The organism is Sphingopyxis italica, assembly GCF_011926545.1.
Taxonomy (GTDB): domain Bacteria; phylum Pseudomonadota; class Alphaproteobacteria; order Sphingomonadales; family Sphingomonadaceae; genus Sphingopyxis; species Sphingopyxis italica.
In genome coordinates this window covers 310,647-330,311 of sequence record NZ_JAATIT010000001.1, presented here as the reverse complement: position 1 = coordinate 330,311, position 19,665 = coordinate 310,647, and the positions used below count along the sequence as shown (strand labels likewise).

Below are 19,665 nucleotides of genomic sequence, written 5' to 3'. Positions count from 1 at the left end.
CTGGGTTGCCGCGAGGGCATGGCTCAGCTGGGGGATCATCCCTGAATCGTGTGGGCCAACCGGGAACACAGACTATCTCAGTGGTGTCCAATCCTCGCGTGATCGCTAGCGACATCGAATGCGCGCGCGCTTCGCCAATCAGACAATTCAGTTTGGCTTTTGGCGTCGAGTCGATCCTGACGAACGACGATCCTGTGTGATCCAAACCCATGGTATCGATCATAAAGGTCGCTATTTTGCAGCCCCTGATCAACCTCATGCTGGTTGGACCGTCCTCGGGTTGGAACTCCGGATTTTCGGTGTCGAATGTCTCGTGAAAGTTGTCATCGGCAATCCGCAGATAGAGCGGTTCAGGGCGATCTTTTATCCAGACGCGGGCAACGGCGACGCCACCTAACGCCAGCGTTGCACCCAGCGCCAGACCCCACAGGAATGACCTCTGCATATAGTCTTGCCGAAGCCTATTTCTTCGCCCCGTCGACACTCCATATCCCCGCGCCGCGCGTCGCGATGAACAGGAAGATGAAGCAGTAGAGGATGATCGTCTCGCCGCCGTTGACGATCGGGTACAGCCCCTTGCTCCCGTGCATCATCCAATAGCCGACCGCCGCCATGCCGCTGGCGACGAAGGCCGCCGGACGCGTGAACAGGCCGATGACGATCAGGCCGCCCGCGACCAGTTCGATGATTCCCGCGGCGTGGAGCATCGGGTTCAGCGGCATCGGGAAGGCGACCGGGAAATTGAAGAATTTCTGCACGCCATGCGCCAGAAACAGCAGCCCCGCGACGACGCGCAGCAGCGCATAGGCTTGCTCGCCGAAACCATTCAGAAATTTCATTAGCTTACCCCTCCACTGCCGAAAAACAGCGCGATGCTACGCCTTGCCCGCCGATTATCAAGCCGTCATTGCGAGCGAAGCGAAGCAATCCAGGGCGGTCTGCGCGTGCTCTGGATTGCTTCGCTTCGCTCGCAATGACGAGCTGAGGAAAATTTCTCGCGCGTCATGTCACATCCGGCATTCCCGTCTCGTCATACCGGTACACCCCCCCGAAGGAGACACGATATGTCCAAGGTAACCGACCCCTTTGCCGCCTCGCCGCAGCTGATGAAGCAGTGGATGGCGGTCAGCCTCGCGGCGCAAAACAGCCTCGAGCCGAGCCTGGTCGAACTGGTGAAAATCCGCTCGTCGATCCTCAACGGCTGCGCCAACTGCATCAACATGCACACCGCCGAGGCTCGTGCGAAGGGCGAAACCGAGCAACGCATCTACCTCGTGGCGGCCTGGCACGAAGCGCCGGTCTATACCGATCGCGAACGCGCCGCGCTCGCCTGGACCGACGCCTTGACCCGCCTGTCGCAAGGGCACACACAGAAGGAGGCGCGCGCAGCACTCGACGCGCATTTCACCGCGGAGGAACAGATGAACCTGACCGTGATGATCAACGTCATCAACGGCTGGAACCGGATCGCGGTCGGCTTCGACCTCTGGTACGAAGGCGGCGCGCCGGCGAAGGCGGCCTGATGACCCCCGAAGGCGTCCGGGACGGCGTCGCTGCGGCGGACGCGGCGGTCAGTTTCGACCCGCTGCGCCCGCTGCTCACCCGCGTCGCCTACCGCATGCTCGGCTCGGTCGCCGATGCCGAGGATGTGGTGCAGGACGCCTTCATCCGCTGGCTCGGCACCGACCGCGATGCGGTGCGCGAGCCCGCGGCTTTCCTTCGCCGCACCGTGACGCGGCTCTGTCTCGACCAGATCAAGTCGGCGCGCCGGCAGCGCGAGACCTATATCGGTCCCTGGCTTCCCGACCCGCTGGTCGAGGAGGAGGAAGAGGATGACGTCACGCTGCCGCTGATGCTCGCGCTCGAACGGCTCTCCCCCTTGGAGCGCGCGGCCTTCCTCCTCCACGATGTCTTCGGCGTCGGGTTCGACGAGGTCGCGAAGACGATCGACCGCGATCCGGCCGCGACGCGTCAGCTCGCCGCGCGCGCCCGCACCCACGTCCGCGACGCGCGCCCGCGCTACAAGCTCGAAAAGGAAAAGGGGCTCGCGATCGCCGACGCCTTTTTCGCCGCCTCGCGCAGCGGCGACATGGGCGCGCTCGGCGCGCTGCTCGCGGCCGATGTCGGCATGTGGGCCGATGGCGGCGGCAAGCGCCCGGCCGCGATGGAACCGGTGCTGGGTTACGACATCGTGCTCAAGCTGCACCGCGGCCTTGCCGTACTGTTCGGCAAATATGGCTCGACGCTCGTGCACACGGGCATGATCAACGGCCTGCCGGGCTTCGTCACGCGCGAAGCCGACGGCGAGATGCAGACCACCGCACTCGATATCGAGGACGGCAAGGTCGTCGCGATCTATGTGATGCGCAATCCCGACAAGCTGCGGCATGTGCATTAACGCTGTGCAACGTCGGTCGCTGCCGGTAGTTGCGCCATCATGCTTTCGATCGAAACCCACACCGCGACCCCGTGGCCCGACACCCTCGACTGGGACGCGCGCGCGGCGGAGGCCGCCGCGGCGGCGCTGGCGCTGACGCCCTTCGCGAGCCTCGCCGACGCCGCGCCGTTGGTCGAAATCGCGGTGCGTCTGACCGACGATATCGAAGTGCAGGCGCTCAACCGCGATTTCCGGGGCAAGGACAAGCCGACCAACGTCCTTTCCTTTCCGCAGGTGCAGGACGACCTGCTCGAAGGGCTCGCCAACAGCGATGACGGCGAGATCTTGCTCGGCGATATCGTGCTCGCGCGCGAAACCTGTATGCGCGAGGCCGAAGAAAAGGGCGTTTCGGTCGTCGATCACGCGACGCACCTGATCATCCACGGCACGCTGCACCTCGTCGGATACGACCATATGGACGACGCCTCGGCGACCGCGATGGAGGCGCTCGAGGTGAAAGCCCTTGCATCGCTGGGCATCGCCAATCCATATGCGGATCAGGATTAACAGGAAAAGCCGGAAAAATGCCCGACGACCAGGGATCTTCGAACCGATCGGAAGAGGACAGTAGCAGGTCCGGGCTGCTGTCCGGACTGCGAAACCTGCTGTTCGGGGGCGACAAGGAACCGTCGCTGCGCGAACAGATCGAAGAGGTCATCGACGAGGCCGAGGAAGAGGGCGAGGACCGGCGCGGCAGCAATATCGTCGGCGACCTGTCGCAGATCGAGCGCAAGATGCTGCGCAATCTCCTCCATTTCGGCGAGCAGACCGTCGACGATGTCGCGGTGCCGCGCGCCGACATCATCGCCATTTCCGAAAGTGCGCCCTTCGCCGAAATCGTCGCGCTCTTCGCCGAAGCGGGGCACAGCCGCCTGCCGGTCTATCGCGAAAATCTCGATGAGGTCGTCGGCATGATCCACGTCAAGGACGTGTTCGCCGTGCTCGCCGAGGGGCGACCGCCGCCGCCGCTGATCGACCTGATCCGCCAGCCGCTCTATGTCCCGCAATCGATGGGCGTGCTCGACCTGCTCGCCGAAATGCGCGCGAAGCGTACTCATCTGGCGATCGTCATCGACGAATATTCGGGCACCGAAGGTCTGCTGACGATCGAGGATTTGGTCGAGGAAATCGTCGGCGAGATCGAGGACGAGCATGACGACGAGCCCGAGCCGCTGATCGTCGCGGGCGAAAACGGCTGTTGGAATGCCGACGCGCGCGCCGAGCTCGATGATGTCGGCGAGGCGATCGACCCGCGCCTCGCCGAAGTCGACGAGGATGTCGACACTTTGGGCGGGCTCGCAGCCGTGCTTGCAGGGCATGTGCCCGAGGTCGGCGAGATCCTTGTCCATCCGAGCGGATGGCGCATCGAGATAACCGAGGCCGATGAGCGCCGCGTCCATCGCCTGCGGCTGCACCCGCCCGTCGAAGTCGATCTCGAGGCGCCCTCGGAACGGACCGAGGAGTTCTGATGCAATTGCCTTTGCGGGGTTAAAGGATTAGGCGAAGCCCGATGGAAGTTTCCGACCTTCGCATCGCCCTGTTCAGCGGCAATTACAACATGACCACCGATGGCGCGAACAAGGCGCTCAACCGTCTGGTCGGTTTTCTGCTGGCGCACGGCGCGGCGGTGCGCGTCTATTCGCCGACCGTCGCCAACCCCGATTTCGAACCGACCGGCGACCTTGTCAGCGTGCCGTCGATGGCGATTCCGGGACGCAGCGAATATCGCGTTCCGGTGTCCTTCTCGTCGCGGGTTCGCGAGGACATCGTCAATTTCGCGCCCAATATCGTCCATATCTCCAGTCCCGACCGCGTGTCGCGGCAGGCGGCGGCATGGGCGCGGCGCCGGCGGCTCCCGGTCGCCTGCTCGGTACACACGCGCTTCGAAACCTATGTCCGCTACTATAATCTGTCGTTCCTCGAACCCGTCATGGTCGCCTGGCTGCGCAAGCTTTACCGCAAGTGCGACGCGCTGATCGCGCCGTCGGAAAGCTTCGCGCAGGTGCTGCGCGACCAGCGGATGAATTACGACATCGGCATCTGGACGCGCGGGGTCGAGCAGGCGGTCTTCAATCCCGGCCGGCGCGACATGGCGTGGCGCCGCTCGCTCGGGATCGACGACGATGTTCCCGCGATTGCCTTTCTCGGCCGGCTGGTGATGGAAAAGGGGCTCGACGTCTTTGCCGACGCCGTCGACGTGCTCCAGCGGCGCGGCGTGCCGCACAAGGTCGTCGTGATCGGCGAGGGGCCGGCGCGCGATTGGTTCGAATCGCGCCTCCCCGACGCCAATTTCGTCGGCTTTCAGGGCGGCGAGGATCTCGCCCATGCGCTTGCTTCGTGCGACATCTTCTTCAATCCGTCGGTCACCGAAACCTTCGGCAATGTGACGCTCGAAGCAATGGCGTGCGGGCTGCCCGTCGTTGCCGCGCGCGCCACCGGCAGCGCGAGCATCGTCAAACATGGACAGACGGGCTATCTCGTCGCGCCCGGATCGATCACCGGCTTTGCCGATCATCTCCAGCGCTATTGCCGCGACATCCCGCTTCGCGCCGAACATGGCGCCGCGGCGGTGCGCGAAAGCGGCGCCTACCAATGGGATGCGATCAACCAGGCGGTCGCCGATACCTATATCCGCCTGATCCGCCAGAAACAGCGGCGATCCTGACGATGGCCGGGGATTTGTTCGGCGAGGATGCACCGGCCCAGCGCGACAGCGGCGCAAGCGGCGCCGCGCCGCTCGCCGAACGGCTGCGCCCGCGCACCCTCGCCGAAGTCGTCGGGCAGGAGCATCTGACCGGCCCCGAAGGCGCGATCGGCCGCATGGTCGCGGCGGGGCAATTGTCGTCGATCATCCTCTGGGGTCCGCCCGGGACCGGCAAGACGACGATCGCGCGGCTGCTTGCCGAAGCCGTCGGGATGCGCTTCGCGCCGCTTTCGGCTGTCTTTTCGGGCGTCGCCGACTTGCGGCAAGCCTTCGCCGATGCCGAGAAGATGGCGGCGGCGGGCAAGCGCACCCTGTTGTTTGTCGACGAGATTCACCGCTTCAACCGCGCGCAGCAGGACGGCTTCCTGCCCTATGTCGAGCGCGGCACCGTGGTGCTTGTCGGCGCGACGACCGAGAATCCCAGCTTCGCGCTCAACGCCGCGCTGCTCAGCCGCGCGCAGGTGCTCGTCCTCAATCGGCTCGGAGAGGAGGCGCTCGGCACGCTGATCGAGCGCGCCGAGGCCGAGATCGGGCAGCGCCTGCCGGTGACCGACGCGGCGCGCGCGGCGCTGATCGTCAGCGCCGATGGCGACGGGCGCTTTCTGCTCAACCAGGTCGAAACGCTGTTCTCGGTGACGATCGAACAACCGCTGGGTCCGGACGAACTCGCGCAATTTCTTCACCGCCGGATGCCGGTCTACGACAAGGGCGGCGACGGCCATTACAATCTGATCTCGGCGCTCCACAAGGCGCTGCGCGGGTCGGACCCGCAGGCGTCGCTCTACTGGCTCGCGCGGATGCTCGTCGCGGGCGAGGAACCGCTCTACGTCCTCCGCCGACTCACCCGCTTCGCGAGTGAGGACATCGGCCTCGCCGACCCGCAGGCGCTGGTGCAATGCCTCGCCGCAAAGGACGCCTATCAGTTCCTCGGCTCGCCCGAGGGCGAACTCGCGATCGTCCAAGCGTGCCTCTACCTCGCGACCGCGCCCAAGTCGAACGCGGCCTATGCGGCGCAAAAAGCCGCGTGGGCCTCGGCGCGCGAGACGGGCAGCCTAGCCCCGCCCGCGAACATCCTCAACGCCCCGACCAAGCTGATGAAAGATTTGGGTTATGGCGCCGGCTATAGCTACGACCATGACGCGCCCGACGGTTTCTCGGGCGATAATTACTGGCCCGACGGCATGGCGCCCGCGGACTTCTACCGCCCCGTCGATCGCGGCTTCGAAAAGCGTATCGCCGAACGCCTCGCCTGGTGGGACGAAAGGCGCCGCGCGAAGGACTGACCCTGGGGTCTTTCCGAGCCTTGCTCCGTGTGCCGCGAGGGTATAATTTCGCCCCGTCGGGTCGCGCCGGAACTGGGGTAGTCATCATGGCATTGGCGCTTGTCCTTGCCGCCGCAGCGACACCGATCCTGTCCTGTCCAGGCGGCACCATCGAAATCCCGTGCACCGCCGCGGAGGTGACCGCGAAGATCGCGCTGACCCGCGCGCGCGTCGGCAGTATCGCGCAGCGATGCCTCTATGATTTCGGCGGCAAATGCAGCGTCGAGGCGAGCGGGCGGATCAACACCGCGGACCGCGGCACGACCTTGCTTTGGCAAAAGATGCTGCTCGCCCCGCGCGACGGCGCCCAAGCGCGAATGCTGGTGCTCGTGTCGCAGGACAAGGCGGGCAAGGCGTCGCTCGCGGGTTTCGCCGAAAGCTCGGGGTCGATCGGCACGCCCGATCTGGTCGTCGATAACGACAAGCGCCGGCTCGTGCACGTCGGCGGCTCACTTGCCGGCAGCGGCGGCGGCAATGCCGATGCGCTGTTCGTCAGTGACGCCGCCACGGCCAAATGGCGCCGCGTCGACCTGTCCGACTGGGCGGAGCAGGGCGGCAAGCTGCTGCCGACGGGCTATTGGCTGCGCGGTCCGGCGCGATTCGCGTTCGACGAGATGTTCGCATCCGCCCCCGTCGCGCGCGAGGGCGACGGTGAATGCTGCCCGCGCGGCGGTAACGCATTGTTCGACTTCGACATCCAGGACGACCGGCTGGTGTTGACGCGCCTGCGCTTCCAGCCCATGCAGCCCTTGGGGCGCGACATAGAGGTCACCGCCGGGACATTGGAAGACTGAGCTGCACCGGCAAGATGGCGCTGATATTCGACAGCTGGGACGATGTGGTCGCGTTCGCGTGCGCGCTTCCCGATGTCGAGATGCTGTCCTTTTACGGCACCCCCTGTCCCAAGCTCAACGGCAAGGCGCTCGCATCGCCGGGGCGCGAGCCCGGCAGCTTCGCCGTGATGTGCAAGCCCGATGAAAAGGAAATCCTGCTTGAAACCGATCCCGACACCTTTTGGCAGACTCCGCATTATGAAGGCTGGCACGCGCTGCTCGTCCGCTACGGCTCCGACGACCCCGAACGCGTCGCCGATGTCCTGCGCCGCGCCTGGTGGGATCGCGCGAAAAAGGCGCAGCGGCAGGCGTTCGGCGATCGGCCCTGATTTGCTGTGGCTCGTCGGTGCCGCGCTCTTCGCGGGGGCGGTGCCCGCAGCGGCGCAGGCGCCGAAGCCTGACGCCGAACTGGCGCGCGCATGGGCGGCGGGCTATCGCGCCGCCTTCACCTGCTCGTCGCTGTGGAACGGCGCGGGCAAGCCGATCGAGGCGATCGAGCGCGACGAACTCACCGGCATCTATCCCGAGATCGAAGCCGACGTCCGCGCGCTCAAGGCGGAGGTCGATGAAGGAGCGAAACGGGTCAGCGTGACCTGGCGCGACGATATGCCGCCGCGCATTGCCGAATGGAGCGGGCGCGAAGGCTGCGTCACGCTACCGATCGGAGCGCAGCCCGCGGAGGCAGCTCGCCCCGTTGAACGCCGCCCCGATCTTGATGCCCAGCCCTGGCCGATGGGCGACAAGGACGCACGCTGGCCGGTGTCCAAGGGGCAGACGAAGTTCGAGCAAGCGACGGCGGATATGGCCCGCTTCGGCGGCCGCACCAGTTCGCTTTTGATCGTCAAGAATGGCCGCATCGCGCATGAACGCTATTGGGGCGGCCATGATATTCACACCGCGCAGCGGACCTTTTCGGTCGCCAAGTCGATGGCCGTGACCTTGATCGGCCATGCGGTCGAGCAGCGCCGGATCGATGTGACGAAGCCCGCGATGATCGCCGAGTGGCAGACGCCGGGCGACCCGCGCGCCGCGATCACCACCGAACAGTTGATGCGCATGGCGAGCGGCCTCACCAGCGATACCGCGGGCAACCGCAGCGATGCCATCTATATGGGCGGCGCATCGGTGCGCCAGTGGACGACGCAATGGCCGATGCTGAATCCGCCGAACAGCCGCTACCGCTATGCCAACAACGACACGTTGCTCGCGACGCTGTCGCTGAAGGCCGCGCTCGAAAAGGCGGGGGCGCCGCTCGATCCCGCCGCTTTCTTCGACCGGCTCGGCATGACACGCACCTTTGCCGAGCATGACAAAAACGGCGATTATATCCTCTCGAGTCAGGTCTGGACCAGCGCGCGCGATCTCGCCCGGCTCGGACTGCTCTACCAGAATGACGGCATGTGGCGCGGCGAGCGCCTGCTTCCCGAAAGCTGGCGGCGCTTCGTCACAACGCCCAGCGGGCCGCAGCCCGACCGGGATTTCGGCTATGGCGCCGGCTTCTGGCTGCTCGCCAAGTCGGAAGGCGTGCCCGCCGACGCCTTCGGCGGTTTCGGCAACCGCGGCCAATATATGGTCGTCATCCCGTCGCGCGATCTCGTGATCGTCCGCCAGGGCTATGACGACGGCAAGGTCCGGCTCGACATCGCGAAGCTCGTCGCGGCGGTCGTCGCCGCCGACGACGATGATCGCCGCTATTCGAAGGGCGGGTAGCGTTCGAAGGCGGGCATGTCGCCCAGCTTCTCCATCCAGCCGATGCGCTCGGCGGTCTGGATCTGCGCCTGCGCCGGGATCAGGTCGGGATCGTCGAGCGTCGCGCTCTGCACGTCGATCTGCCCCGGAAAGATCGTCTCGTTGGTATAGAAGAGCCCGGTGCCGCAATTGCCGCAGAAATGGCGGCGGCCATGCTCCGACGAAGCATAGATTTTCGCGGTGCCGCTGATCTCGATCTCGTCGTTGCCGACGAGCGCCCAGCCGACGAGCGGCGCGCCCGAATGACGGCGGCAATCGCTGCAATGGCACAGCGCATGGTGTTGCACCGCGGTGCTCATCGAATAGCGGATTTCGCCACAATGGCACTGGCCGCTGGCGCGGGGGGCTTCGTCGGTCATCGTTCGCTCCTCGGGGAATCGGGTGGAGAACATAACATAAACATGACCGCGGGAGCAATGGCCCCGAATGCACGCGTTAGTGCGATATTAACCACAAGCCCCTAGGCCGCGAGGACACGGAATGTTGGGGATTTCCATGGATCAGAGCGGAATGGGCGAATGGGCGGTGAGCCGGAGGGCGGCACAATGAAGCTGGTCATCCAGATTCCCTGCCTGAACGAGGCCGAAGACCTCCCCGCGACGCTCGCGGCCTTGCCCCGCAAGATCGACGGCATCGACACGATCGAAATCCTCGTCATCGACGACGGCAGCACCGACAATACGGCGCAGGTCGCGCGGATGTGGGGCGTGCATCATGTCGTGCGCCACCGCACCAACCGCGGTCTCGCCGCCGCGTTCCGTTCGGGCGTCGATGCCGCGCTCGCGGCGGGAGCCGACATCATCGTCAACACCGACGCCGACGGCCAATATGTCGGCGAGGACATCGCTCGGATCGTCGCGCCGATCCTCGACGGCCGCGCCGACATCGTCGTCGGCGACCGCGGGGTCGCCGACAATGCGCATTTCGGTCCGGTCAAGCGCCGGCTGCAAGAACTGGGCAGCGCGATCGTCCAGCGCCTCGCCAATGTGCGGATTTCGGATGCGGTCAGCGGCTTTCGCGCGATCAGCCGCGAAGCGGCACAGCGCATCAACATCACCACCGAGTTCAGCTATACGACCGACATGCTGATCCAGGCCGGCCGCAAGCGGCTGTCGATCCTCAGCGTGCCGGTCCGTACCAATGCCACGCTTCGCCCGTCGCGCCTGTTCAAATCGATCCCGCGCTTCATCGTCAACACCGGCATCACGATGGCGCGCGCCTATACGACCTATAACCCGCTGCGCGTCTTCGTCGGGCTTGGGCTGGCGATGACGTTCGCCGGTCTGCTGCCGATGCTGCGCTTCCTGTGGTTCTGGGCGGGCGGCGACGGCGACGGCCATGTCCAGTCGCTGGTCATCGGCGGCGCGCTGCTGGTGCTGGGCGCGCTCACCGCCACCTTCGGCATTCTCGCCGATCTGATCGCGACGAACCGCAAACTGATAGAAGAGAGCCTGACACGGCTACGCGAGATCGAGGGGCGGATCGACGCCGCGGCAATGCCCGCGCCGTCCGAGCGCGCTCCGCGCAAGGGTGCGGCGTGACAGGGGCGCTCGTCGGTCGCCCGTTCGTCGCGGGGCGCGGCGAAGGGCAGGTCGGTTCCGGGCCTTTTGCGTGGGCGTGTTTCGCGATCGGGGCCGCGCTTTTGCTGCACCTCCACATCGCCCTGACGCGCGCCGTCAACTGGGACGAATTCTATCACTACAGCCAGATTCACGCGCTGGCGCGGGGCACGCTGTCGCAGCCGTTGCAGACGCTCTATACGCGGGCATTCCTCTGGGTCGTCGACCTGCCGGGCACGGGGGTCGACCATATCATCCTGATCCGGCTGTTCATGCTTTTTTGCGTCCTGCTGACCGCGGCGGCGATCGCCGGGTCGGCGGCGCGCTTTGTCGACCGGACCACTGCCGCCTGCTGCGCGCTCGCCTATCTGACCGCCATCTATGTGTTGCAGCACGGAACATCGTTCCGCTTCGACGCTCCGGCCACCGCCCTGCTGATGACCTCGGCGTGGATCATGCTGCGGTCGCGGCTCGACGCCTGGGCGATCCTGGGCGCGGCGGCTCTCGCGGGCACCGCGGCGGTGCTGACGATCAAGACGGCGCTCTATGCGCCGCTCTTCGTGGGTATCGCGTGGTTGCGCTGGTCGGAAGCGACCGGCAAGGGGCAAGTCGCCGTCCGGCTTGCGCTCACCGCTGTCGTCACGGCCGCGATTTTCGCGGCGATCTTTCTGTTGCATGCCGCATCGCTGGCGGCGGGAAGCGGCGGCGAGGCCATCTCGGTCGTGTCGCGCGCGGGCGACAAGATGTTCAATCTGGGTTCGATCTCCTACGGCCGGTATCTGCTCGGCGGTGCCCTGTTCTCCTTGCCGCTGACGCTGCTGATCCTGTCGGCACCGTTCGCGATCTGGCGCGCCGCGAGCTTGTCGAAAGCGGAGAAAATCTGTCTCGCGGGCTATCTCGCGCCGCTTTCCAGTTTCCTCTTCTACCATAATACGGCGCCTTATTTTTACGTCTATATACTGGCGCCCGCCGTCGTTGCCTGCGGCCTGTCGATGTCGTGGACGATCCAGCACTATGGCGGGCGCTTGGCTGCGCTGGTCTTTTTGCTCGGTGCCGGATTTATGTTGCTCGTCGAGCCATATAATCCGATCGACCGCCAACGCGACATTTTGCGCGCGGCCGACCGGATGTTCGCGCGCCCCATAGCCTATTTCGACAGTTGCGCGCTGCTCGGCCGCTTTCCGAAAGCCAATGTGTTCATGACCCCGTGGGGCACCGAACAATATCTGGCCGGCGCCTTTCCCAGTATGGAAGCAACCATGGCGGCGACACCGGTGCCGCTCGTGGTCAACGACGATTATATGTTCGAGGCGGCGCTGAACGGCACCGGTCCGGTGCCCCAGTTTCTGCCCGGCGACCTCGCGGCGATCCGCGATACCTATATCCCCTTGTGGGGTCCTTTCTGGGTGGCGGGAGAGGCGATTCCCGCTGGCGCCGGCGAGCATCGGTTCCGCGTCAGGGTGCCTGGCGATTATACGGTGCGTGACGCGGGGGTGGTCCTGAACGGCCGTGCGGTCTCCCCGGGCCAGGTCGTTCATCTCGACCGCGGGCTTCACGCCGCTTCGGTGCCGGGTGCCCGCGCGGCCCGCCTCATCTGGGGCAACGGCATCCGTCCGCCGGCCCAACCCGATGAGGGTGGCCCTTTGTTCATGCCTTTTTGATCGGACTCGCATGTCAAAGCCCCAAGCCTGGCCACACATCGATCCGAGAACGCAGCGGCTTCTATGGATGGCTGGAATGCTGCTGTTCCTGCTCAGCATCGGTTATGCGGGGCAATTCATTCTTCGCCATTGGCCTGCGGACGCGACGGAGCTCGCCATCGGCGGCGGAACGTTGGCTGCCGCGGCTGCGCTCTATGCGCTGACCCAGGTCAGCTCGGCGATCGCCTGGATTGCCGGTTTGCGAGCCATGGGGTACGCCATGCCCCTTGCCTTGGGTCTGCGGATCAATCTTGTCGCCCAGATCGGCAAGTATCTGCCGGGCAATGTCGCCCATTTTCTCGGCCGCGCGGGCTTGGCCGCGTCGGCAGGGATTCGCTTCGCGGGCAGCGGCCTGGCGACGCTTGTCGAGATACTTGCGACCTTGATAGCCGCGACTGCGGTTACGGTCATGGCCCTGTCGCTTGATCCCGCCCCTATAGCGGTGATCAGCGGGGCACTCGCGGACAATGGTTTGCTGCAATTGGCGGCCGGCGGCGGCGCGACGCTTGCGATCGCCGTCGTCTTGTCTTGGATGAAGGTTCCGGCACGCGCGTTTTTTGCGGCATCGCTGTGCCTCGCGGCCAGTTTTCTGCTCACCGGCCTGTCATTCCATTTCCTTGTCGCTGCACTCGCGCCCGTCCCGCTGTCGCCTGCGGCGACGATCGGAATATTCGCTGTCGCTTGGGCGGTGGGCTACGTCATACCGGGCGCCCCCGCGGGCCTTGGCGTGCGCGAAGCGGTGCTGATGGCTTGGCTCGGGCCGCTCGTTGGCGCGGGCACTGCAATCGCCTGTGTTCTGCTTCACCGCATTTTAACCGCTGTCGTTGACGGCTTGGCGGCGCTTGCAGGATTCATCTGGTTTCAGATAGGGACGCGGTAATGACCGAGCTCAATGGCTATGCTGCGACCGATCGCTGTTCGCGATTGATGAAGGCGCGCAAAATCGAGGCACTGCTAGGATGCGATGTCGCCGGTCGCGACCTGCTTGATCTTGGAGCTGGAGCTGGATTTCTCGCCGATCATTTTCTCGCTCGCGGCGCCAGCGTGACTGCGGCGGATCGCGATGCCAAAGCCTATCGTGGCAAGGTTCCGTTGACGCCAATCGAGGGCGAGACATTGCCCTTTGCCGATGTGCAATTCGACATCGTCATATTCAATCACGTTATCGAACATGTTGGCGACGCCTCGCGGCAGCGCGCCATCTTGTCGGAAATTCGCCGCGTCTTGAGGCCAGGCGGCCGCCTCTATATTGCGGTTCCCAACAAATGGGCGCTGATCGAGCCGCATTTCCGCCTTCCGTTGCTCGGCGCGCTGCCGCGGCGAGCGGCGGATTATCTCGTTCGGCATTTTCGTAAGGCGGCCGGATATGACTGCTATCCTTTGACACGCGCCGAGCTGGCTGCGCTTCTGGCAGAATATTTTCCTGCGCTTGAAGACCGGACCTCGGATGCGCTTTCATGGGTGGTGAACAATGAATTAAGTCCCCTGCCGCGCCGGATATTGTCTCTTGTTCCCGATTGGCTGAAAGCGGCGGCCAAGCCGATCTATCCTACGTTTGTTGTGCTTTGCCGAATGGAGGCTTCGCGCATCGGCGATCGGGGCGACAATGCCCGCGCGGTCGTCGATCCACATCATCGCGTGAACGTCCCATAGAGCGATGGCCAACCTCCTGTTTATCACCCGCAAATGGACTCCCGCCGTGGGGGGCATGGAAACGTATTCACACAAGCTCAGCGAAGCATTGCGAGCCTTGTTGCCAGTGCGCATCCATCGGCTTGCGGGCCGACGCGGTGGTTCGCCGCCGCGTGCAATCAGCCTAGTCTTCTTTGCCCTGACCTCGATCATTCGGATTGCCGCGCAACGCAGGCCTGCAGCGGTGGTCCATCTCGGCGACATGGCGCTGTGGCCGCTCGGTATTGCTGCGCGGCTCCGTTCACGAAAATCACGCCTGATCCTGTCGGCGCACGGCACCGACGTCGCTTATCCCCGGCGTGGTGGCGTGAAAGGGCGGGTCTATGGTCTTTATCTGCGGCTCGGAGCGCGCTTGTTGCCATCCGCCACGGTGATCGCCAATTCAGAAGCGACGCGCGCGGTCGCTCGCGAATCCGGGTGGAGTTGCGACGAGGTCATTCCGTTGGCAACCGACCTCGCCGGTCCTGCCCCCACGGGTCACTTTGAGCACTACATCCTGTTCGCGGGCCGCCTGGTCGAACGCAAAGGGTGCCGGTGGTTCATTCGCGAAGTGCTGCCCCATCTGCCGCCGTCGGTCCGGCTGCGGATCGCGGGAACCATATGGGACGAGGAGGAACGGGCTGCGCTTCGCGATCCGCGGGTTGATTTTGTCGGCAGCCTCGATGGATCGGTACTTGTCGATGCCTATCGTCACGCGCTTTGCGTTGTAGTGCCGAACATCGAAACGCGCTCGAAGGAGATTGAAGGCTTCGGGCTGGTCGCAACCGAGGCGGCGGCGGCGGGTGGTATCGTGATCGCGTCACGCATCGACGGTCTTGTTCAGGCGGTCACCGATGATCTCACGGGGTTCCTTGTTCCCGCGGGCGACAGCGCCGAATGGCTACGCGCCATCGCCGGCGTCGCCGATTGGGATCGCCACGCGCGGCGGTCATTTGCCGAACGGTCAATGGCACACTGCCGCACCTTTTATTCATGGGACCGGGTCGCGCGCGACACCTTGGGCGCTTATAATCTGCCGCTTTCCTGACCGGTTGCTGGCTTATTGCTCAATCGCCCAGATCGACCTGATGCCGCTGGGCCCATTCGGCATACTGACCCCGCGGGTCGGCCGTGGGCTGGGCGAGGATCGCCGCCATGTCGGCGCGCAGCGCGCCGAGGTCGAGCGAGCGGATCATCGCCTTTACCGGTCCGACGCCCGCGGGCGTGATCGAGAGCCGCTCGATCCCGACGCCGAGCAGCGCCATCGCCTCCAACGGCCGTCCGCCCATTTCGCCGCAGACGCCGAGGGCGACTTTCGATCCGGATACGGTGCGGACGACGCGCGCGAGGTAGCGCATGACGATCGGAGAGAGCCAGTCGTAACGCTCGGCTAGCCGCGGATGCGCGCGGTCGGCGGCGAACAGGAACTGGGTGAGGTCGTTGGTGCCGACCGACAGGAAGTCGAGGTGCGGGAGCATCAGGTCGAGCGTTTCGAGGAGGCCCGGCACCTCGAGCATCGCGCCATAGCGGATCGCGACAGGCAATTTCTTGTTGTGGCTCGCGAGCCACGCGCGCTGGCCGACGAAGAGGCTCCGCGCCGCTTCATATTCCCACGGCTCGGACACCATCGGAAACATGACGTTCAGCGTGCGGCCGGCGGCGGCTTCCATCAGCGCGCGCGCCTGAACCTTGAGCAGCCCTTCGCGTTCGAGCGCCAGGCGCAGCGCGCGCCAGCCCATCGCCGGATTTTCCTCCTGCGCGCTGCCCTCGACGTTCATATAGGGCAGCGCCTTGTCGCCGCCGATGTCGACGGTGCGGAAGATCACCGGCCGATCGCCTGCGGCGTCGAGAACGTCGCGATAGAGGCGCTGCTGGCGATCGCGCGACGGCAGCGTCGCCGAGACGAGGAACTGGAATTCGGTGCGGAACAGCCCGATGCCGCGCGCGCCGGTCAGGTCGAGTGCGGCGACATCTTCGCGCAGGCCCGCATTGATCATCAGCTCGATCGGAACGCCGTCCTTGGTGACGGCGGGCAGGTCGCGGAGCGCCGCGAGGTTCGCGCGGCGCTTCTGCGAAATCTCGAGCTTGGCGTCGAACGCATCCTGCACCGCCTGCGTCGGGCGGACGTGCAGCTGGCCCGCAGCGGCATCGAGCAGCAGCAGGTCGCCTTCGCGGATCGATGCGCGCACGTCGCTCACGCGGCCGATCACCGGCACCCCCATCGCGCGCGCGACGATGATGACGTGGGCCGTCAGCGATCCTTCCTCGAGCACGACGCCCTTCAGACGGCGGCGGTCATATTCGAGCAGTTCGGCGGGGCCGAGGTTGCGCGCGATCAGAATCGAATCCTGGCGGAGGCCCATCTGCGCCGCGGTGCCCATCTGCCCCGACACGATGCGGATCAGCCGGTTCGACAGATCCTCAAGATCGTGCATGCGGTCGCGCAGCAGCGGATCGTCGATCTGGCGCATCCGCATCCGGGTGCGCTGCTGGACGCGCTCGATCGCCGCCTCGGCGGTCAGGCCGCTGTCGATCGCTTCGTTGATCCGCCGCGACCATCCCTCGTCATAGGCGAACATCTTGTAGGTCTCGATGACCTCCTCATGTTCGCCGCCGATGCCGAAATCGGCCGAACTCGCCATGCGGTCGATCTGCTCGCGCATCTTGTCGAACGCGGCATAGACGCGGTGGCGCTCGGCTTCGGTATCGTCGGCGACCGTATGCTCGATCGTGATGCGCGGCTGGTGGAACACCGCGACGCCGGCGCCCATGCCGTCGACCAGCTTCTGCCCGTTCAGCCGCTGCGCCGACTGGTCGGTCGCCGCCGCGTCGGTGCGCGCGGCGGTATCGACCAGATCCGCGTTCGCGATCAGCTCGGACAACACCATTGCGACGGTTTGTAGCGTCTCGATCTCGATATCGTCATAGCGGCGAGGCTCGGCATGCTGGACGCACAGCACGCCGACGGCGCGCTCGCGCCGGATGATCGGCACGCCGGCAAAGCTGTGGAACAATTCCTCGCCCGTTTCGGGGCGGTAGGAAAAGTCGGGGTGCGCCGCGGCTTCGTCGAGGTTGAGCGTCTCGATCTGGTCGGCGATCATGCCGACCAGCCCTTCGCCAAGCCCGAGCCGGGTGACATGCACCGCCTCCTGCTTCAGCCCGCGCGTCGCATAAAGTTCGAGCGAGCCGTCGCGCAGCAGATAGATCGAGCAGACCTCGCTATCGAGGCATTCGCCGATGATGCCGACGACCTGATTGAGCTTGCCCTGCGCATTGACGCGCGATGGCATGACCTCGTGCAGCCGGGTCAATATGGTGCGCGCCGACTGGGCGGCCGAAGAGGGCGGGGGCGGGGCGTTGGTCATCGCAATCCTGCTAACAGAAGGATGCGGCGCGCGCCAATACCCCGCGCGCGATTGTTTATTCTATTGTCCCGAGGCGCGAAAAAACCTTCAGGGATTTCCGGTCGGACTGGCCGGGGCCGTCGTCGGCGCGACCGGCGTGGTGCCGGTCGTGATGGCGGGGCCGATGGGCGTCGACTGCACCGGCGTCGTCATCACCGCCGGCGGCGGCGCATATTTCGCGTCCCAGGCGATCACGTCGGTTTGATATTGGGCATAGGCTTCGTAAAAATCCTTGAACGGCTGGTCGAGCCGCGCGAGGTGCGCGGGCGCCTGTGCGACGAGTTGCTCGGTCGGCGTCGTCGAAACGACCTGCGCGATCTCGTTGGCGCGCGCGCAGAAAGCGCGCTGCGCGGGCGGCTGCGCGAAATAGTTGAACATCTGCGTCGATAGGCGATCGCGCGGCGCGATGCCATTATTCTTGTTTTCCTTGCCAAGCTCCTTGATCACCGATTTTTCGGTCGACCGGATCACCTTGCCGTGCGTCTTGATGATATTGTTATAGGCCGAAACCAGCGTCGTTTCCTCGATGCCGCGGCACCCGATGGCGGCGACGTTCAGCCCGATCTTGAGCTGCCAGAACGCACGGTCGCCCGTCACGCCGCTGTTCGCGGTGACGAAGCCACCGTCGATCCCGCGGCCGGGAAGAATCTGCGTCAGAGCAGCATTGCCCGGCGGCAGCGGCCGTGGCGGGATGGTGACGACGACCGGCGGGGGAGGCGGCGGCGGGGGCGGCGGGGGCGGTTTCGGCGCACAGGCGGCGACGCTCGCCAGCAGGCCGGCTACGATGATCTTACGCGACAAATTCATGACCCACTCCCCAACCGCATCACCATGCGGCATCAACCCCGAGCGTGCAACGCCGCTTCGGCCTGTTGCACCAGAGATGCGACGATCGCTGCCGCGCTCTCCTCTTCGGATACCATACCGACAGATTGCCCCGCCATTAACGAGCCATTTTCGACGTCGCCGTCGATCACGGCGCGGCGCAGCGCACCCGCCCAATAATGCTCGATTTCGAGCTGGGCTTCCATCATATCGACGTCACCCTTGTCGAGCTTGTTCGCGACTTCGCGCTGCTTCACGGTGAAGGCTTCGGTTCCCGCATTTTTGAGCGCGCGGACCGGGATGACGGGTAGGCGAGGGTCGATCTGGACGCTCGCGACCGCTTCGCGCGCCGATGCGCGCAGGAAGGCCTTCTTGAAATTGGGATGCGCGATGCTTTCGGTCGCGCAGACGAAGCGCGTGCCGAGCTGAACCCCCGACGCACCCATCTCCAGATAGGCGGCGATCGCCTCGCCGCGGCCGATGCCGCCGGCGACGAAAACGGGCACCTCGTCGGCCAGCGTCGGCAGGATCTCCTGCGCCAGCACGCTCGTCGACACCGGGCCGATATGCCCGCCGGCCTCCATCCCCTCGATCACCAGCGCATCGACGCCCGAACGCACGAGCTTTTTGGCGAGCGCCAGCGTCGGCGCGAAACAGATCACCTTCGCACCCGAGGCCTTGATCGCCTCGAGGCTGCCTTTGGGCGGCAGCCCGCCCGCGAGCACGACATGGCCGACGCGATGCTTGGCGCACACCTCGATCAGGTCGAACAATTGCGGGTGCATCGTGATCAGGTTGACGCCGAAATTGCGCGTCGCGAGCGCCTTGGTCCCGGCGATTTCGGCGTCGAGCAACGCGGGCGTCATCGCGCCGCACGCGATCACGCCGAACCCGCCGGCATTGCTGATGGCGCTGACCAGATGGCGTTCGGAAACCCAGCTCATCGCGCCGCACAGGATGGCATAGTCGCTGCCGAGAAGTTCGGTGCCGCGGGCCATCAGATCGTTTATTTTGCTCATTGAGAGCGCCTTTGCCAGCACTGGGACTCGCGCGCAATCCCTAGCGTCATCCCCTGGCGTGATAGCGCCCGTCGACCCGCCGCACGCTTGAATCGATTGGGCGCGACAACCGAACCTTTCGGCGCAGAAAGCAAATCAACCATTGTCAACTAAATCACTTGGCATATGCTTTGGCGGCGAATCCAGAAGCGAAAGGAATGATCATGAGCGCTATCAAGGAGGTCGCCAAAGGCGGCTCCGAAGAGGTGCCCCGCGCCATCCAGACGGTGCTCGATGCCCTCGACAAGCTTAAGTTCGGCGCTATCCAGTTGACCGTGCACGAAGGACGGCTGGTGCAAGTCGATGTGACCGAGCGGCACCGCTACCCCAACTGATTTAGGTTTCAGGCTCCAACTGCTCCCAACGGGGATATTCCCCACCTCATGCCGCAGACCGGACCACC

Annotated in this window: 21 protein-coding genes; 16 read left to right on the top strand and 5 right to left on the bottom strand. The window is 65.2% G+C overall.

Features of this window, described 5'->3' with window-relative positions:
* The first annotated feature begins 118 nt into the window (after positions 1-118).
* Positions 119-397 carry a hypothetical protein gene (locus GGR90_RS01420; RefSeq protein ID WP_167918797.1) on the top strand — a complete coding sequence of 93 codons (279 nt, stop codon included), beginning with the start codon at positions 119-121 and terminating at the stop codon, positions 395-397.
* A 64-nt stretch (positions 398-461) separates the two neighbouring features.
* On the opposite strand, the gene GGR90_RS01415 is transcribed toward GGR90_RS01420, so the two are convergent.
* Positions 462-839 carry a DoxX family protein gene (locus GGR90_RS01415; RefSeq protein WP_167918795.1) on the bottom strand — a complete coding sequence of 126 codons (378 nt, stop codon included), beginning with the start codon at positions 837-839 and terminating at the stop codon, positions 462-464.
* 225 nt (positions 840-1,064) lie between these two features.
* Here GGR90_RS01415 and GGR90_RS01410 point away from each other — a divergent pair, with 225 nt between their 5' ends.
* The 9 genes from GGR90_RS01410 (at position 1,065) to GGR90_RS01370 (ending at position 9,006) form a co-directional block, all read left to right on the top strand.
* A complete protein-coding gene (locus tag GGR90_RS01410; RefSeq protein ID WP_167918793.1) occupies positions 1,065-1,523 on the top strand; it encodes a carboxymuconolactone decarboxylase family protein in 459 nt (152 codons plus the stop codon).
* Complete coding sequence (locus GGR90_RS01405) at positions 1,523-2,398, top strand: sigma-70 family RNA polymerase sigma factor (RefSeq protein ID WP_167918791.1); 876 nt, start codon at positions 1,523-1,525, stop codon at positions 2,396-2,398. The genes GGR90_RS01410 and GGR90_RS01405 overlap by 1 nt, the downstream gene beginning before the upstream one ends.
* 39 nt (positions 2,399-2,437) lie before the next feature.
* Positions 2,438-2,944, top strand: a complete 507-nt coding sequence (gene ybeY, locus GGR90_RS01400) for an rRNA maturation RNase YbeY (protein WP_167918789.1) — start codon at positions 2,438-2,440, stop codon at positions 2,942-2,944.
* Positions 2,945-2,961: 17 nt separating this feature from the next.
* Entirely contained in the window at positions 2,962-3,906 is a 945-nt protein-coding gene (locus GGR90_RS01395) for a hemolysin family protein (protein ID WP_167918779.1), read from the top strand.
* A 41-nt stretch (positions 3,907-3,947) separates the two neighbouring features.
* The gene (locus tag GGR90_RS01390) at positions 3,948-5,102 is read left to right on the top strand and encodes a glycosyltransferase family 4 protein (RefSeq protein ID WP_167918777.1); all 1,155 of its coding nucleotides are present in this window, start codon (positions 3,948-3,950) and stop codon (positions 5,100-5,102) included.
* 2 nt (positions 5,103-5,104) lie between these two features.
* Entirely contained in the window at positions 5,105-6,424 is a 1,320-nt protein-coding gene (locus tag GGR90_RS01385) for a replication-associated recombination protein A (protein ID WP_167918775.1), read from the top strand.
* Between the two features lie 86 nt (positions 6,425-6,510).
* A complete protein-coding gene (locus GGR90_RS01380; protein WP_167918773.1) occupies positions 6,511-7,257 on the top strand; it encodes a hypothetical protein in 747 nt (248 codons plus the stop codon).
* Positions 7,258-7,271: 14 nt separating this feature from the next.
* Complete coding sequence (locus tag GGR90_RS01375; RefSeq protein ID WP_167918771.1) at positions 7,272-7,625, top strand: MmcQ/YjbR family DNA-binding protein; 354 nt, start codon at positions 7,272-7,274, stop codon at positions 7,623-7,625.
* Position 7,626: 1 nt separating this feature from the next.
* A complete protein-coding gene (locus GGR90_RS01370) occupies positions 7,627-9,006 on the top strand; it encodes a serine hydrolase domain-containing protein (RefSeq protein WP_245198339.1) in 1,380 nt (459 codons plus the stop codon).
* Here GGR90_RS01370 and GGR90_RS01365 read toward each other — a convergent pair.
* Complete coding sequence (locus tag GGR90_RS01365; protein WP_167918767.1) at positions 8,988-9,404, bottom strand: GFA family protein; 417 nt, start codon at positions 9,402-9,404, stop codon at positions 8,988-8,990. The two genes, GGR90_RS01370 and GGR90_RS01365, sit on opposite strands and share 19 nt — an antisense overlap.
* Positions 9,405-9,590: 186 nt before the next feature.
* On the opposite strand from GGR90_RS01365, the gene GGR90_RS01360 reads away from it, so the two are divergent.
* From GGR90_RS01360 to GGR90_RS01340, 5 genes are all read left to right on the top strand, one after another.
* On the top strand, positions 9,591-10,586 hold the full coding sequence (locus tag GGR90_RS01360; RefSeq protein ID WP_167918765.1) for a glycosyltransferase family 2 protein: 996 nt from the start codon (positions 9,591-9,593) through the stop codon (positions 10,584-10,586).
* Positions 10,583-12,265: a hypothetical protein gene (locus GGR90_RS01355; protein WP_167918763.1), complete on the top strand. Its 1,683-nt coding sequence runs from the start codon at positions 10,583-10,585 to the stop codon at positions 12,263-12,265. Before GGR90_RS01360 ends, GGR90_RS01355 begins: the two co-directional genes overlap by 4 nt.
* Before the next feature lie 76 nt (positions 12,266-12,341).
* The gene (locus GGR90_RS01350) at positions 12,342-13,184 is read left to right on the top strand and encodes a hypothetical protein (protein ID WP_167918761.1); all 843 of its coding nucleotides are present in this window, start codon (positions 12,342-12,344) and stop codon (positions 13,182-13,184) included.
* A complete protein-coding gene (locus GGR90_RS01345) occupies positions 13,184-13,957 on the top strand; it encodes a class I SAM-dependent methyltransferase (protein ID WP_167918759.1) in 774 nt (257 codons plus the stop codon). The genes GGR90_RS01350 and GGR90_RS01345 overlap by 1 nt, the downstream gene beginning before the upstream one ends.
* 4 nt (positions 13,958-13,961) lie before the next feature.
* A complete protein-coding gene (locus GGR90_RS01340; protein ID WP_167918757.1) occupies positions 13,962-15,023 on the top strand; it encodes a glycosyltransferase family 4 protein in 1,062 nt (353 codons plus the stop codon).
* Positions 15,024-15,042: 19 nt separating this feature from the next.
* Here GGR90_RS01340 and ptsP read toward each other — a convergent pair whose 3' ends face one another.
* The 3 genes from ptsP to GGR90_RS01325 all read right to left on the bottom strand — a co-directional run bounded on the left by ptsP (position 15,043) and on the right by GGR90_RS01325 (position 19,223).
* A complete protein-coding gene (ptsP, locus tag GGR90_RS01335; RefSeq protein ID WP_167918755.1) occupies positions 15,043-17,340 on the bottom strand; it encodes a phosphoenolpyruvate--protein phosphotransferase in 2,298 nt (765 codons plus the stop codon).
* Positions 17,341-17,427: 87 nt separating this feature from the next.
* Positions 17,428-18,186 carry a hypothetical protein gene (locus GGR90_RS01330; protein WP_245198337.1) on the bottom strand — a complete coding sequence of 253 codons (759 nt, stop codon included), beginning with the start codon at positions 18,184-18,186 and terminating at the stop codon, positions 17,428-17,430.
* 32 nt (positions 18,187-18,218) lie between these two features.
* The gene (locus GGR90_RS01325) at positions 18,219-19,223 is read right to left on the bottom strand and encodes an NAD(P)H-dependent flavin oxidoreductase (protein WP_167918753.1); all 1,005 of its coding nucleotides are present in this window, start codon (positions 19,221-19,223) and stop codon (positions 18,219-18,221) included.
* Positions 19,224-19,426: 203 nt separating this feature from the next.
* Here GGR90_RS01325 and GGR90_RS01320 point away from each other — a divergent pair, with 203 nt between their 5' ends.
* Positions 19,427-19,597, top strand: coding sequence for a YezD family protein (locus tag GGR90_RS01320; protein ID WP_167918751.1), 171 nt, complete (start codon positions 19,427-19,429; stop codon positions 19,595-19,597).
* The last annotated feature ends 68 nt before the right edge of the window (positions 19,598-19,665 follow it).

Bases quoted from the DNA above. Each gene is read 5' to 3' on its own strand.
- GGR90_RS01420 (WP_167918797.1), top strand. From the start codon at position 119: ATGCGCGCGCGCTTCGCCAATCAGACAATTCAGTTTGGCTTTTGGCGT.
- GGR90_RS01325 (WP_167918753.1), bottom strand. From the start codon at position 19,223: ATGAGCAAAATAAACGATCTGATGGCCCGCGGCACCGAACTTCTCGGC.
- GGR90_RS01330 (WP_245198337.1), bottom strand. From the start codon at position 18,186: ATGAATTTGTCGCGTAAGATCATCGTAGCCGGCCTGCTGGCGAGCGTC.
- GGR90_RS01380 (WP_167918773.1), top strand. From the start codon at position 6,511: ATGGCATTGGCGCTTGTCCTTGCCGCCGCAGCGACACCGATCCTGTCC.
- GGR90_RS01365 (WP_167918767.1), bottom strand. From the start codon at position 9,404: ATGACCGACGAAGCCCCCCGCGCCAGCGGCCAGTGCCATTGTGGCGAA.
- GGR90_RS01320 (WP_167918751.1), top strand. From the start codon at position 19,427: ATGAGCGCTATCAAGGAGGTCGCCAAAGGCGGCTCCGAAGAGGTGCCC.
- GGR90_RS01390 (WP_167918777.1), top strand. From the start codon at position 3,948: ATGGAAGTTTCCGACCTTCGCATCGCCCTGTTCAGCGGCAATTACAAC.
- GGR90_RS01410 (WP_167918793.1), top strand. From the start codon at position 1,065: ATGTCCAAGGTAACCGACCCCTTTGCCGCCTCGCCGCAGCTGATGAAG.
- GGR90_RS01405 (WP_167918791.1), top strand. From the start codon at position 1,523: ATGACCCCCGAAGGCGTCCGGGACGGCGTCGCTGCGGCGGACGCGGCG.
- ybeY (WP_167918789.1), top strand. From the start codon at position 2,438: ATGCTTTCGATCGAAACCCACACCGCGACCCCGTGGCCCGACACCCTC.
- GGR90_RS01340 (WP_167918757.1), top strand. From the start codon at position 13,962: ATGGCCAACCTCCTGTTTATCACCCGCAAATGGACTCCCGCCGTGGGG.
- GGR90_RS01395 (WP_167918779.1), top strand. From the start codon at position 2,962: ATGCCCGACGACCAGGGATCTTCGAACCGATCGGAAGAGGACAGTAGC.
- GGR90_RS01375 (WP_167918771.1), top strand. From the start codon at position 7,272: ATGGCGCTGATATTCGACAGCTGGGACGATGTGGTCGCGTTCGCGTGC.
- GGR90_RS01415 (WP_167918795.1), bottom strand. From the start codon at position 839: ATGAAATTTCTGAATGGTTTCGGCGAGCAAGCCTATGCGCTGCTGCGC.
- GGR90_RS01385 (WP_167918775.1), top strand. From the start codon at position 5,105: ATGGCCGGGGATTTGTTCGGCGAGGATGCACCGGCCCAGCGCGACAGC.
- ptsP (WP_167918755.1), bottom strand. From the start codon at position 17,340: ATGACCAACGCCCCGCCCCCGCCCTCTTCGGCCGCCCAGTCGGCGCGC.
- GGR90_RS01345 (WP_167918759.1), top strand. From the start codon at position 13,184: ATGACCGAGCTCAATGGCTATGCTGCGACCGATCGCTGTTCGCGATTG.
- GGR90_RS01360 (WP_167918765.1), top strand. From the start codon at position 9,591: ATGAAGCTGGTCATCCAGATTCCCTGCCTGAACGAGGCCGAAGACCTC.
- GGR90_RS01350 (WP_167918761.1), top strand. From the start codon at position 12,342: ATGCTGCTGTTCCTGCTCAGCATCGGTTATGCGGGGCAATTCATTCTT.